At 34.2% G+C, this 13,128-nt stretch carries 8 protein-coding genes, 12 tRNA genes and 3 rRNA genes; 7 read left to right on the forward strand and 16 right to left on the reverse strand.

Annotation, left to right across the window (positions count from 1 at the left end):
- The first annotated feature begins 231 nt into the window (after positions 1–231).
- The 7 genes from QN326_RS02945 to QN326_RS02970 all read left to right on the forward strand — a co-directional run bounded on the left by QN326_RS02945 (position 232) and on the right by QN326_RS02970 (position 5,653).
- Positions 232–807, forward strand: coding sequence for a hypothetical protein (locus QN326_RS02945; RefSeq protein WP_342386453.1), 576 nt, complete (start codon positions 232–234; stop codon positions 805–807).
- A 393-nt stretch (positions 808–1,200) separates the two neighbouring features.
- Positions 1,201–1,899, forward strand: coding sequence for an ABC transporter permease subunit (locus QN326_RS02950; RefSeq protein ID WP_034172021.1), 699 nt, complete (start codon positions 1,201–1,203; stop codon positions 1,897–1,899).
- Positions 1,892–2,638, forward strand: coding sequence for an amino acid ABC transporter ATP-binding protein (locus QN326_RS02955; protein ID WP_342386454.1), 747 nt, complete (start codon positions 1,892–1,894; stop codon positions 2,636–2,638). Before QN326_RS02950 ends, QN326_RS02955 begins: the two co-directional genes overlap by 8 nt.
- 202 nt (positions 2,639–2,840) lie before the next feature.
- Positions 2,841–3,803, forward strand: a complete 963-nt coding sequence (locus QN326_RS02960) for a transporter substrate-binding domain-containing protein (RefSeq protein WP_342386455.1) — start codon at positions 2,841–2,843, stop codon at positions 3,801–3,803.
- A gap of 2 nt (positions 3,804–3,805) precedes the next feature.
- Complete coding sequence (locus QN326_RS02965; protein ID WP_034172061.1) at positions 3,806–4,540, forward strand: ABC transporter permease subunit; 735 nt, start codon at positions 3,806–3,808, stop codon at positions 4,538–4,540.
- A 230-nt stretch (positions 4,541–4,770) separates the two neighbouring features.
- Complete coding sequence (locus tag QN326_RS04170) at positions 4,771–5,130, forward strand: restriction endonuclease subunit S (RefSeq protein WP_425319135.1); 360 nt, start codon at positions 4,771–4,773, stop codon at positions 5,128–5,130.
- A 337-nt stretch (positions 5,131–5,467) separates the two neighbouring features.
- Positions 5,468–5,653, forward strand: coding sequence for a hypothetical protein (locus tag QN326_RS02970; protein WP_342386456.1), 186 nt, complete (start codon positions 5,468–5,470; stop codon positions 5,651–5,653).
- Between the two features lie 217 nt (positions 5,654–5,870).
- Here the strand turns inward: QN326_RS02970 and QN326_RS02975 are convergent.
- The 16 genes from QN326_RS02975 to QN326_RS03050 form a co-directional block, all read right to left on the reverse strand.
- Positions 5,871–5,946: transfer RNA gene (locus QN326_RS02975), tRNA-Phe, on the reverse strand.
- A gap of 2 nt (positions 5,947–5,948) precedes the next feature.
- Positions 5,949–6,024: transfer RNA gene (locus QN326_RS02980), tRNA-Asp, on the reverse strand.
- 5 nt (positions 6,025–6,029) lie between these two features.
- Positions 6,030–6,106 (reverse strand) — tRNA-Met (locus QN326_RS02985).
- A gap of 17 nt (positions 6,107–6,123) precedes the next feature.
- A tRNA-Ser gene (locus tag QN326_RS02990) sits at positions 6,124–6,214 on the reverse strand.
- A gap of 7 nt (positions 6,215–6,221) precedes the next feature.
- A tRNA-Ile gene (locus QN326_RS02995) sits at positions 6,222–6,298 on the reverse strand.
- Between the two features lies 1 nt (position 6,299).
- Positions 6,300–6,376: transfer RNA gene (locus QN326_RS03000), tRNA-Met, on the reverse strand.
- A 38-nt stretch (positions 6,377–6,414) separates the two neighbouring features.
- Positions 6,415–6,490, reverse strand: a tRNA-Ala gene (locus tag QN326_RS03005).
- Between the two features lie 4 nt (positions 6,491–6,494).
- Positions 6,495–6,580: transfer RNA gene (locus tag QN326_RS03010), tRNA-Leu, on the reverse strand.
- A gap of 72 nt (positions 6,581–6,652) precedes the next feature.
- Positions 6,653–6,728: transfer RNA gene (locus tag QN326_RS03015), tRNA-Lys, on the reverse strand.
- A 7-nt stretch (positions 6,729–6,735) separates the two neighbouring features.
- A tRNA-Thr gene (locus QN326_RS03020) sits at positions 6,736–6,811 on the reverse strand.
- A 52-nt stretch (positions 6,812–6,863) separates the two neighbouring features.
- Positions 6,864–6,939, reverse strand: a tRNA-Val gene (locus QN326_RS03025).
- 25 nt (positions 6,940–6,964) lie between these two features.
- Positions 6,965–7,073 (reverse strand): 5S ribosomal RNA (gene rrf, locus QN326_RS03030).
- Between the two features lie 35 nt (positions 7,074–7,108).
- Positions 7,109–9,973: ribosomal RNA gene (locus QN326_RS03035) — 23S ribosomal RNA — on the reverse strand.
- A 63-nt stretch (positions 9,974–10,036) separates the two neighbouring features.
- Positions 10,037–10,113: transfer RNA gene (locus QN326_RS03040), tRNA-Ile, on the reverse strand.
- A gap of 105 nt (positions 10,114–10,218) precedes the next feature.
- Positions 10,219–11,751: ribosomal RNA gene (locus tag QN326_RS03045) — 16S ribosomal RNA — on the reverse strand.
- The 16S, 23S and 5S rRNA genes sit together here with 12 tRNA genes alongside, the layout of an rRNA operon.
- 733 nt (positions 11,752–12,484) lie before the next feature.
- Entirely contained in the window at positions 12,485–13,069 is a 585-nt protein-coding gene (locus QN326_RS03050; RefSeq protein WP_342386457.1) for a hypothetical protein, read from the reverse strand.
- Positions 13,070–13,128 lie beyond the last annotated feature (59 nt).

Below are 13,128 nucleotides of genomic sequence, written 5' to 3' on the forward strand. Positions count from 1 at the left end.
ATTATAACACAAATTAAAGTTAAAAAATGTAATATTATAATAAAATCACTGCATTTTATTCAATTTTAACAAACTAAATCTCGATTAAAATTAATTAAATATTAAAAGAATAATTAATTCAGGTCATTTTAAAACGGTTTTTTAGATACAAAACATTTAAATTATGATATAATAAACCTACAGGATGATAGTTACTTTAAGTTTGTATATTTTAATTAGGAGGTTTTATAATTGTTAAAAAAATCAGTTAAAAACAATTATTTAATTTTCTTGATAGTAATTACATTTGTGTTTATTTCATGTTTCTTATCAGCATTTATTCCAAGTGCTTTTGCAGATGACAAAAAAGATCCAAAAGAAAAAACAACTCCTGTATCTGAATCACCACAATCACAAGGACCAAAATTAGAGGTAGTAGATTATGATTTAGTTCAAAGCTTTCAAGATTCTTTAAATACAAAAACATCATTATCATGTTCTTGCGTGGCTTACAAAATGAAATTATATTTAAAAGCCAAAAATCCTAAATCTCAATCTGAAGTTGGAACACTTGTAGAGTTTCTATATTCTAGCGTTCTAGGAGTTGATTATTGGGAAAATATAGAAGTAGACAATTTTGATAAATGCACATATGATGATGATAATACAAAAGCAAATTTAATAAGCATATTAACAATGATTTTTAAAGAAGCTAAAACACTTTTATCCAATGTAGATGAATCTTGTCTTCTTTTAGTAGAACAATTAAATGATAAACTTTTTGCAAGTTGGATACAAGATACAGTAAAGAGTCTTTGGGTCAAATAAAGCTTAATAAAAAAATATTAAAATTATAAATTAAATTATTGAAAACAACCATTTACGGCATTCCCGTAAATGGTTTTTATTTTATCAATTTCATTGCACAAAAATATCAAAAAACAATAATTATGTAAAAAAAACACCATCACCAAACAAATAATGTGTTATAATAAAGACATTAAAACTTAAATGAAATATTTTTTCTTTTGAAAAACATTAATAAATTAAATAACTATTAAATTAACTAATTCACAAAGTGAATTTTAAAAAATATTATGAAATTTATTATCTTACATCAAAACCAAAGAAAATAACAAATAATTTAAGTAAAATTGTATAAAATTATATCAAAAAATACAATTAAATATACAAAAAAGGAAGAAACTGTGGAACGATCCTATGAAAAACTGCTATAATTTATTTATAAATAATCTACCCTCATATTGGAATGTAATTTGTACTACTATAAGCCTTGCTTTTTTAGGAACATTAGGGGCTTTTTTGTTATCTTTATGGCTCCTTTATATCAAAGGAATCAGAAAAAAGAAACGAATAAGATTTTATGAGAGATATTTTTACAAAACAATAGATATTATCTTATATTTTTATATCTTTTTTGTTAAAAGTGTCCCTATGATGTTACAAGCAATGCTTGTTTTTTATGGACTTAGAAGAATTGGTTATTTTGAATGGTTAGAACCTTTTCAAGCCGCACTATTTATCCTTATTTTTAATTCTTGCGCTATGTTAGCAGAATTTATGATTAAAAATATGTCCTTTTTTGACCCTGGTCAAATTGAGGCATCCCTAGCTTTAGGAATGACTCGCAAGCAAGCTTTTAAACGCGTTATATGTCCTCAAGTAATCCATCAATCTTTACTGCGAATTATCAATGAATTTATTCTAAATATCAAAGATATTTGTGTTTTTTATGTAATTACAGTTGTAGATATTTTTACTTTTAGCAAAAACAATTATAGAACATCAAATAATTTTGGTTTTTTAATCAACGCATCTTTAATATATATAATTTTAATTTTCATCTCTTCTTATCTTTTAAAAAAATTAGAAACCAAATTAGGTAATAAAAATGCATAATATCATCGAAATTACAAATCTCCAAAAAAAATATGGCACTAAAGTTGTTTTAAAAGACATTAATTTAAAAATCAAACAAAACGAAATTATTACTTTAATAGGGCCTTCAGGAGCTGGTAAATCTTCTCTTTTAAGATGTCTTAATTTATTGGAAGAACCTGATTTTGGCACTATTTTATTTGAAGGCACAAATATCTTAAATCCAAAATATAATGTGTATAATTTAAGAAAAAAAATTGGCATGGTTTTTCAACATTTCAATTTATTTGCCAACAAAAATGTCTTGAATAATTGCACTTTGGCAATCACAGAAGTATTTAAAAAAAGCAAAGAAGAAGCACAAACAATAGCACGCGAAAAATTACAAAAAGTAGGACTCTTAGATGTAGCATCTCAAAGCATTCAAACACTTTCAGGAGGACAAAAACAACGGGTTGCAATTGCAAGAGCCTTATGTATGAATCCAGAAATAATTTTATTTGATGAACCTACCGCTTCTTTGGATCCACAATTAACTAAAGAAGTTCTTGATATTATGACTAATTTAACTCATGAAAAAATAACTATTATTTTAGTAACTCATGAAATTGCATTTGCTCAAAAAATTTCTGATAGAATTGTTTTTATGGCAGATGGCATAATTTTAGAAGAAGGAACTCCACAACAAATCCTTAACAACCCTCAAAGTGATAAATTAAAAACTTTTCTCAAAGATGCTTCTTTTAATAAATACAAATGATTCAAAAATAATAAATTTAAAATAGGCAAGCCAAAAAGAAAAACTATAATCAAAAAAAATATTAAATAAGGCGTTTTAATAAAAACGAGCAAATAACAAAAGTGATAATTTTATAATTGACTAAATAAATATTATAAGTATAATTTTTTTAATTACAAAAACTTTTATTAATAAAAAATATAATCCCAAAAGAGGTAATAAAATGAAACAGAATAAAAATTTAATTATTAGTTTAGTTGTTGGTGCTTTTGTAATTTTAGGCATAATAGGAGGAATTGTATGGTGGCAACTAACAAAAGATAAAACAACTACTCAAACCACCCCAACCGAAGAAATTGCATTAAATGGCGATTTAGTAGTAGGAATGGAACTTGAATACGCTCCTTTAGAATGGGTTACTATGGGAAACAACGAACAATACAAAGACCAAATACATCCTATTCAAGGAAAAAAAAATGGATTTGCTTGTGGTTATAATGTAGCAATTGCTAAAAAATTAGCTAAAAAGTTAAGTAAAAAATTAATTATTAAAAAAATAGATTTTGATGGATTATTTAATGCTTTAACAAGTAATGAAGTAGATTTAGTTATTGCAGGACATACCAAAACCCCTGAAAGAGAAGAAACAGTTGCTTTTTCAGACCCTTATCATTTTGGATCAGTTAAAGTTATCTTACACAAAGATTTAGAAGTAAACAATCTTGCAGATTTAAAAGAAAAAAAAATAGCTTACCAAAAAGATTCTGCACACGAAAAAAAAGCAAAAATGATAAGCGATCATCCTCAAGAATTACAAGATTTAAATGCTTTTAATTTAGGATTGCTAGCAAAAACAATTGATGGTTATATTTTAGAATCTGATTTTGCAGAATTATTTATATCAAAAAATCCAAAATTAGCAAAATCAGTTCCAAACATCGATAACCAATTAATGGAAAAAATCCAAGAATATTATGACTCAAACCCTCAACTTACAAAAGAAGAATGCCAAACTTTCCAAAACACCAAACAATCACATATAGCAATCAAAAAAGAAAATGAAAAATTAACAAAAGAGGTCAATAAAGCATTAGAAGAACTACATTTTACACAAGATAACCAAACAACTCAAGCATTAAAATTAAAAGCTGTTCAATATGCAAAAGATGAAAATGCTAATTTATAATAATGTCAAATATTTTTAATTGGTTTAATTTATTAAAAAGATTATTAAAAATATATTATCCATTATATAAAGAAGGCTTTGAAACCACATTTAAAATTGCTTTCTTTGGTACCATAGGAGCTTTTATAGTATCTTTATGTGTGCTTTATATTAAAGGAATCATAACTCTTAATAAACATACAAAAATGAGTTTAAAAAAACAATATTTCTTTAAAATACTTGATAAAAGCATTAATGTTTATATTTTTATTATTAAAAGTATTCCTATGATGTTGCAAGCAATGTTTTTTCATTTCGGACTCAAAGGAACTGGTTATTTTAAATGGTTAACTCCATTGCAATCTGGTTTATTTGTAATTATTTTTAACTCAGCTGCTTATCTTGCTGAAGTTATGATTAAAAATATGGAATTTTTTGACTCTGGACAAATTGAAGCATCATTATCTTTGGGGATGACACAAACACAAACCTTTAAAAAGGTTGTGTGTCCCCAAGTTGTCCGTAAATCTTTATTAAGAATTTCTAATGAATTTATTGTTAATATCAAAGATAGTAGTGTTTTTGGAGTTATTGGCATAAATGAACTTTATAATGCAGGAAGCACAGTAAACGCATCTGTTGCAAGTGCAAATGCAAAAATATTGGCTTTAATAGTGCCTGTCTTTGTTTATTTAGTTTTGGTGTTATTAGTTTCTTTGTTATTGAAAAAAATAGAAAAAATAAATGATAGAAAATAAAATTATGTACAAAAACATAATTTTATTTTTCCATTTGTTTATATAATATTAATAGTGAAAGTGTAATTTAAAAAAGTATATAAATATTATTAAATATTTTGCTTTAATAAAACAAAGATAAAAAAAGATAAAATATTTAATAATGTAGATATATTTATAAAAAGTTCAATCATAAAAGAGAGGTAAAAAATGTCTTCTAATAAAACAAATATAAAAAAAAATTCATAAAAATTGATTCTGGAGAGAAAAAACCTCCTAAAAGTCCAAATGGTAAATACCCAATAATAGGAGGAAATAAAAAAACATATTCAAAAGGTAAAAGTGAAAGAGCAAATCAAAACGCAGGAACTATAACCATAGGAAGAGATAGCGGATATGTTCATTATCACGAAAAAACTTTTTGGGCATTGAGTAATTGTTTTATTATAAATACAAAAAATATAAAAGATTTAGAATATCAAACTTTATATAAATTATTACAAAAAAATCAAAAAGGCATTAAAAATTTAAAAAACTTAAATAAAAAAGGTAAAAATATTAAAACCAAAGATTTAGAATTTTTTTTGAACAATATATTAAATTTTTTTTAAGTAACATTTCTTTGCAAAAATATTTTACAATTAAAAATATTCACGGAGAACATCAAAAAACTGAACCATCTGGCAAATACTTATGGACCCATGGAGGAAAAGGACAAAAAAAGGAATATTGTAATAAATATAATACAGGATCTTATAGCGTAACAATTACAAGAGGAGGAAAACAAAAAAATATTTGTTATCACAATGAACCTATTTTTGCCACTAATAATTGTTGTGTAATGATGTGTAAACCGAAACTATATGTAACCATTTATATAACTTTCTAATACAAAAGCAAGAAGAAATTAATAATTTTAGTTGTGTCCTGAATGCAAATCCATATTATATGGGAAGTAAAAATGATCTGCTTTTTTATCTACAAGATTTTCCTTCATATTTGGAAAATTTAGAAAAACAAACCAAAGAACCTAAGACTAAAGAAATAATAGAAAAAACAATCAAACAAATAGATAAAATAAAAAATGAACTTTTAGGACATTCGGAACAAATCAAAAATGTAGACGAATGTTAATTTTAAGTTGTATTTATAATTTATATTAATAAAAAAACCACCCCAAAAGGTGGTTTTAATTTTATATTCTGTAGTCTCATATGGAAATAATTTTAAAATAGTTATAATATTTAATAAAAGACAATATAAAAAGATAAAAGTAGCCTTTTTGGGGCTACTCATTTGTTTATTTGGCTTAAGAAAGATATAGTTAAAAAAATAAAATCAGAAAATAATATGGTGGCTCCGGACAGAATCGAACTGTCGACACGAGGCTCTTCAGGCCACTGCTCTACCGACTGAGCTACAGAGCCTATGGCGGTCCGGACGGGACTTGAACCCGCGATCTCCTGCGTGACAGGCAAGCATGTTAACCACTACACCACCGGACCAATTTTGGTTGCGGGGATAGGATTCGAACCTATGACCTTCGGATTATGAGCCCGACGAGCTACCAAACTGCTCTACCCCGCGGTATAATATTTAATTGATGGCGGAGGAAGAGGGATTCGAACCCCCGCGTCCTTTCGGACCTCTCAGTTTTCAAGACTGACCCCTTCAACCGGACTTGGGTATTCCTCCAAAAAAATGGTGGACCCGGTAGGATTCGAACCTACGACCAACCGGTTATGAGCCGGTAGCTCTGACCAGCTGAGCTACAGGTCCATGGTAGCGGCAGAGGGATTCGAACCCTCGACCTCACGGGTATGAACCGTACACTCTCGCCAGCTGAGCTACACCGCCATCATTTTAAGATTAATATATTAATGTTAATGTTTTTATGGTGGAGCTTAGCGGGATCGAACCGCTGACCTTCTGTGTGCAAGACAGATGCTCTTCCAGCTGAGCTAAAGCCCCAAAATGGTACCTGGAGTCGGACTTGAACCGACACGGCTATAAACCATGGGATTTTAAGTCCCACGTGTCTACCGATTCCACCATCCAGGCAAACATATAAACATTTTTCGTATTTTGTATAAAAATAAAAAAAGAAAAAGAAAAAGAAAGATTAATAAAAAGTGGTATCCCGTGAAGGAGTCGAACCTTCGACACCTTGATTAAAAGTCAAGTGCTCTACCAGCTGAGCTAACGGGACAATAAAGTGGTGCCAAAAACAGGAATCGAACCCGTAACCTACTGATTACAAATCAGTTGCTCTACCTATTGAGCTATTTTGGCAATAAAATTATTGTTTTTCTATAAAAAAAGAATAAAAAAGATAGTAATTGTTTGGTAGAGGATGAGGGACTTGAACCCCCGACATTCTGCTTGTAAGGCAGACGCTCTCCCAACTGAGCTAATCCTCTTTTTTATTCTTTTTTATAAAGCAAACCTTGGCACTCCCTATCTTCGCTCAATAAAGAACTATTGTCAGTACTAAGGACTTAACTGCTGTGTTCGGGATGGGAACAGGTGTTGCCCCTTAGTTTTATGCACCAAGGATCTTTCAAAACTAGATAAACGTTGGTATTTAAAAAATCAAAGTCAATGGGTCTATTAGTACTAGTCAGCTGAAAAGATCACTCTTCTTACACCTCTAGCCTATCAACCTGATAGTCTTTCAGGGACCTCATAGGGAAATCTCATCTTAAGGGAGGCTTCACACTTAGATGCTTTCAGTGTTTATCCCTTCTATACATAGCTACTCAGCTGTGGCTCTGGCGAACCAACTGAAACACCAGCGGTATATCCATCCCGGTCTTCTCATACTAGGGACAGTTCCTTTCAAATTTCCAACGCCCACGACGGATAGAGACCGAACTGTCTCACGACGTTCTGAACCCAGCTCGCGTTCCGCTTTAATGGGCGAACAGCCCAACCCTTGGAACCTTCTCCAGCTCCAGGATGCGATGAGCCGACATCGAGGTGCCAAACCGCTTCGTCGCTGTGAACGCTTGGAAGCGATAAGCCTGTTATCCCCAGGGTAGCTTTTATCCGTTGAGTCACGGCCCTTCCATTCGGTACCGTAAGATCACTAAGTCCGACTTTCGTCCCTGCTCGACTTGTAAGTCTTGCAGTCAAGCTCCCTTGTGCCTTTATGCTCTACAAATGATTTCCAACCATTTTGAGGGAACCTTCGAACGCCTCCGTTACTCTTTAGGAGGCGACCGCCCCAGTCAAACTGCCCACCAAACACTGTCCCTCACATTACACATGTGCAGGTTAGAAACTAAAAATAACAAGGGTGGTATCCCAAGGACAACTCCAGAAAAACTAGCGTTTTTCTCTCACAGTTTCCCACCTATCCTGTACATCTTATTTCCAATTTCAATATTAAGTTGCAGTAAAGCTCCATGGGGTCTTTTCGTCCTGTCGCGGGTAACCGGCATTTTCACCGGTAATTTGATTTCACCGAGGCTCTTGTTGAGACAGCGCCCAAATCGTTATGCCTTTCGTGCGGGTCGGAACTTACCCGACAAGGAATTTCGCTACCTTAGGACCGTTATAGTTACGGCCGCCGTTTACTGGGACTTCAATTCAATGCTTCGTTGCCTGACATCTCCTTTTAATCTTCCAGCACCGGGCAGGCATCAGCCCCTATACATCACCTTGCGGTTTAGCAGAGACCTATGTTTTTGATAAACAGTCGCTTGGGCCTATTCTCTGCGGCTTTTAGTTTTAATAAAAGCTCTCCTTATCCCTAAGTTACGGAGTAATTTTGCCGAGTTCCTTAACAAGAGTTTGCTCGCGCGTCTTAGTATACTCTACCTACCCACCTGTGTCGGTTTGCGGTACGGGTAGTTAATCAATTAGCCCTAGAAGCTTTTCTTGAAAGTATGACATCAATCACTTTACTTTCAAACCTTGTCTTTAAATGAGAAAATGGATTTGCCTGTCTTCTCAGACTTAGTTTTTCTACCCCAATCCAATAAGGGGCGTGTTTAGCCTGCTTTGTCCCTCCGTCAGTTGATTAACTAGTGCAGGAATCTCAGCCTGCTTGCCATCGATTACGGATTTCTCCCTCACCTTAGGACCCGACTAACCCAGGGAGGACGAACCTGGCCCTGGAAACCTTGGGTTTTTGACGGATAGGATTCTCACCTATCTTTTCGTTACTTACACCGGCATTCTCACTTCTGACCTCTCCACCACTGCTTCCGCTATGGCTTCACTGATGTCAGAACGCTTCCCCTACCATTCAAATAACTAAGAAGTTATTTCAATCCGTAGCTTCGGTATGATGTTTTAGCCCCGGTACATTTTCGGCGCAGAGTCATTCGACTAGTGAGCTATTACGCACTCTTTAAAGGATGGCTGCTTCTAAGCCAACCTCCTAGTTGTTTAAACGTCTTCACTTCCTTTGCCACTTAACATCAATTTTGGGACCTTAGCTGACGGTCTGGGCTCTTTCCCTTTTGACCATGGACCTTATCACCCACAGTCTGACTGCTGATTTTATTTGGTAACATTCGGAGTTTGATTGAGTTCGGTACCCCGAGGTGAAGCCCTTACTCATTCAGTGCTCTACCTTCACCAAATTACTAAATCAACGCTAGCCCTAAAGCTATTTCGGGGAGAACCAGCTATCTCTGAGTTCGATTGGAATTTCACCCCTAGCCACAAGTCATCCAAACACTTTTCAACGTGTCCTGGTTCGGTCCTCCATTTAGTTTTACCTAAACTTCAACCTGCTCATGGCTAGCTCACTTCAGTTTCGGGTCTATGACATGCAACTAAACGCCCTATTAAGACTCGCTTTCGCTACGGCTCCGTTCCTTAAAACTTAACCTTGCTCCATATCATAACTCGCCGGTTCATTCTGCAAAAGGCAAGCCATCACACATTAACGTGCTTTGACTAATTGTAGGCACACAGTTTCAGGATCTATTTCACTCCCCTTTCGGGGTTCTTTTCACCTTTCCCTCACGGTACTAGTTCACTATCGGTCACTAAGAAGTATTTAGCCTTAGGAGATGGTCCTCCCATCTTCCGACAAGATTTCTCGTGTCTCGCCGTACTTATTGATACCCTAGATTTTAACTTACGTTTACGGGACTGTCACCTTCTTTGGTGCTTCTTTCCAAAAGCTTCTACTTCGTTAAAATTTTGTAACTAGAAATGGTATCAGGCTGTTCCGGGTTCGCTCGTCACTACTACCAGAATCGTTATTACTTTCTTTTCCTGCGGTTACTTAGATATTTCAGTTCGCCGCGTTTCCTTTCTTCTAACAAGATAAATCGCATTAGAAGAATATTACATCTTCAATGTAATGGGTTTTCCCATTCGGAGACCCACGGATCTTCACTTATTTACAGCTTCCCGTGGCGTTTCGCCGTTAATTGCGTCCTTCATCGGCTCTTAGTGCCAAGGCATCCACTGTGCGCCCTTAGTTCCTTTGATTTTTTAACCTTCGTTTATCTACTTTTCAAAGAGCTTTTTTAAGATTTTGCCTATTTGTGGTTATGGTGGGCCTAAATGGACTTGAACCACCGACCTCACGCTTATCAGGCGTGTGCTCTAACCAACTGAGCTATAGGCCCTTAATCTTAAAAAGATTAAAATGTTGCAAATACAATTTGCAAGCAAGTGACAATGAAAAACTTTCTTAAGTCTCTCAAAACTGAAGATGATAATTGTTTCCTTAGAAAGGAGGTGATCCATCCCCACCTTCCGGTAGGGATACCTTGTTACGACTTAACCCCAATCATCGACCCTACCTTAGACGGTTCCCTCTTCTTGCGAAGTTAGGCCACCGGCTTTGGGTATTGCCAACTTTCGTGGTTTGACGGGCGGTGTGTACAAACCCCGAGAACGTATTCACCGCGACATGCTGATTCGCGATTACTAGCGATTCCAACTTCATGAAGTCGAGTTGCAGACTTCAATCCGAACTGAGACTGTTTTTTTGAGATTCGCCAAAAACTTGCGCTTCAGCTACCCTTTGTAACAGCCATTGTATCACGTTTGTAGCCCAGGTCATAAGGGGCATGATGATTTGACGTCGTCCCCACCTTCCTCCAATTTATCACTGGCAGTCTTGCTAAAGTCCCCACCATTACGTGCTGGTAACTAACAATAAGGGTTGCGCTCGTTGCGGGACTTAACCCAACATCTCACGACACGAGCTGACGACAACCATGCACCACCTGTGCAACTGATAACCTCCACTGTGTTTCTACAGCTTTGCAGAAGCATGTCAAGACCTGGTGAGGTTTTTCGGGTACCTTCGAATTAAACAACATGATCCACCGCTTGTGCGGAGTCCCGTCAATTCCTTTAAGTTTCATACTTGCGTACGTACTACTCAGGCGGAGTACTTAATGTGTTAACTTCAACACTGGTTTTACCCAACGTTTAGTACTCATCGTTTACGGCGTGGACTACCAGGGTATCTAATCCTGTTTGCTCCCCACGCTTTCGTGCCTCAGCGTCAGTAAAGACCCAGCAAGCCGCCTTCGCTACTGGTGTTCCTCCATATATTTACGCATTTTACCACTACACATGGAATTCCACTTGCCTCTATCTTACTCTAGCTAAACAGTTTTTATAGCATCACAATGTTGAGCATTGCACTTAGACCATAAACTTATTTAACCGCCTACGCACCCTTTACGCCCAATAATTCCGGATAACGCTTGCCCCCTATGTATTACCGCGGCTGCTGGCACATAGTTAGCCGGGGCTTATTCATTAGGTACCGTCAGAATGATTTTTCCATCATTTATTCTTCCCTAATAAAAGAACTTTACGTACCGAAATACTTCATCGTTCACGCGGCGTTGCTCGGTCAGAGTTTCCTCCATTGCCGAAAATTCCCTACTGCTGCCTCCCGTAGGAGTTTGGGCCGTGTCTCAGTCCCAATGTGGCCGTTCAACCTCTCAGCCCGGCTACACATCATAGTCTTGGTAGGCCTTTACCCCACCAACTAACTAATGTGACGCAAGCTCCTCCCTAAGCATACCTATTGCTAGGTCTTTTAAAAACAAGAAGATGCCTTCTTGTCTCCTATCCAGTCTTAGCAGTCGTTTCCAACTGTTATCCTCGTCTTAGGGGCAGATTGCTTACGCGTTACTCACCCGTTCGCCACTAAAGTTTAATTGCTTAAACTTCCGTTCGACTTGCATGTATTAGGCACGCCGCCAGCGTTAATCCTGAGCCAGGATCAAACTCTTCGTATGTTACAAAATTGATGCATCAAAAATTGCTTTTTGGTGTCAATTTTAAGGTGTTAAAAAATAATTAAAAATATTCGTTAATTATCATCTTCAGTTTTCAAAGATTAAGGTAGTTTTGGTAAAAATTTGTGAAAAAATAAATTAAGAATAAATAATCAAAATATGCAATTTAGCAAGTTACAAATAATTAAAAAATAATTAAAAGTTGTTGTTTTTGCTTTCAAAAAATGTTTTCAAAGCAAATAAAATCGCAATACCTTTTTTATTATATCACATAAAAAAACAAATAGCAAATGTTTTGTTGCTTTTTTTTCAAAATTAAAAAAATAATTGAAATTTGGCAAAATAATTGCTAAAATAAATGGCAAATGTTTGGATGGTTTTAAGATTGAATTCCGGCAAATTTGGTCTGTCGAAATTGCGCTTCAAAAACGCACAACATAATTACTATAATATTATAACAAACATTTTAGGATTTGGCAAGTAAAAAAATACTTTTGTTAAATTTTGTGCAAAATTATATTTTTTTGTAAATGTTTTGGGATATCGATGAAAAATTTGTTATTAAAAAAAGATCAAAAAGGAGATGGTATATTTTTAAATAAAACTTTGAGAACCACTAAAAGCGTTTTGTTCGTTTTGTTGTTGTCTAACTGTTGCGTTGCGTTTCTTTAAACAAATAAAAAACCTTAAAAATAAAAAAAAATCCATTGATGGATTGTTGCTATTTGAAAGTCTATATTCGTTTTAATTGTTTTTGGAAATAGCTTTTTACTTCTTCCATATTGAGTTGTTTAGGTTTGAGGTTCCCTTTTTCGTTGGCTTGCATAAAGGTTTGTTTGTACCACAATAATAACTTTTGATAGATACAAAAATCTAGATAATAATTAGTGGATGGAGTTGGTACAAAGTTGGGGTGGGGGTTGGTTTGGGATTTGGGTTCTTGTTGTTGTTGTTCTAAACATTTTAATGCCACCAAAAACCAAGATAAAGAAGTGTTGTAAGGCATAAATCCTTTTATTTCCCATTGAATACAACACTCCAATATCAAGATAAAATCAGTGTTAATAAGGGAATATTTGTGTTTATTGGCATAAAACAAATGAAAACTATTAATATAATGCTTTCTTTGTTGCATCTCTAATACCCATAAATCAAATGATAAATAAAAATAATTTCTTTTCATATCTAAAAACGGTTGCATAGCTTTATTATTTTTGCAAGTATTTAAACAATGATCATACATACCAAATTCTTTTCTTAAAGCACATAAAGCAAGATCAGAGGCATAAGGATAAAGTTCATAAGGTATAATTCTCAATTTTAATATCTCCTTATTTTTAAATACTTTCTTAATAGTAAAAGTTAATTGTTTTGTTG

Origin of the sequence: Candidatus Phytoplasma asteris (assembly GCF_038505995.1) — a bacterium.
GTDB classification, from domain to species: Bacteria; Bacillota_I; Bacilli_A; order Acholeplasmatales; family Acholeplasmataceae; genus Phytoplasma; species Phytoplasma asteris.

What these genes read in the sequence shown, in the direction of transcription:
- QN326_RS02950 (WP_034172021.1), top strand. Translation starts at nt 1,201, where the DNA reads ATGAAAAACTGCTATAATTTATTTATAAATAATCTACCCTCATATTGG.
- QN326_RS02955 (WP_342386454.1), top strand. Translation starts at nt 1,892, where the DNA reads ATGCATAATATCATCGAAATTACAAATCTCCAAAAAAAATATGGCACT.
- QN326_RS02960 (WP_342386455.1), top strand. Translation starts at nt 2,841, where the DNA reads ATGAAACAGAATAAAAATTTAATTATTAGTTTAGTTGTTGGTGCTTTT.
- QN326_RS02965 (WP_034172061.1), top strand. Translation starts at nt 3,806, where the DNA reads ATGTCAAATATTTTTAATTGGTTTAATTTATTAAAAAGATTATTAAAA.
- QN326_RS02970 (WP_342386456.1), top strand. Translation starts at nt 5,468, where the DNA reads ATGGGAAGTAAAAATGATCTGCTTTTTTATCTACAAGATTTTCCTTCA.